The following is a 310-nucleotide window of genomic DNA, read 5'->3' on the forward strand; positions in this document are numbered from 1 at the left end:
CCCCCCCCCCCCCCCCCCCCCCCCCCCCCCCCCCCCCCCCCCCCCCCCCCCCCCCCCCCCCCCCCCCCCCCCCCCCCCCCCCCCCCCCCCCCCCCCCCCCCCCCCCCTTTTTAATGCTACGGCGACCCCCGAGATCTACACCCGAACGTTGTCGTCGGCAGCGTCAGATGTGTATAAGAGACAGGGCCTGGGCCTGAGCGGGCTGGCCGGTGCTCCGGCGCCGTTTGCGCATTCGCTGCAGCCGACGCCGCAGGAGTTGCGTCGACGCGCCATCCAGACCAGTTGGAAAGGCATCGCCGATCTGGGACCT

1 protein-coding gene is annotated in these 310 nt (G+C 75.8%); it reads left to right on the plus strand.

Annotated features, from left to right (window positions below):
- Window positions 1-148: 148 nt before the first annotated feature.
- Window positions 149-310: D-(-)-3-hydroxybutyrate oligomer hydrolase (locus tag JHD67_RS21965; protein WP_233172187.1), on the plus strand; the 162-nt coding region annotated here is incomplete at its 3' end.

Source organism: Dyella sp. ASV21, from assembly GCF_016428975.1.
Classification (GTDB): domain Bacteria; phylum Pseudomonadota; class Gammaproteobacteria; order Xanthomonadales; family Rhodanobacteraceae; genus Dyella.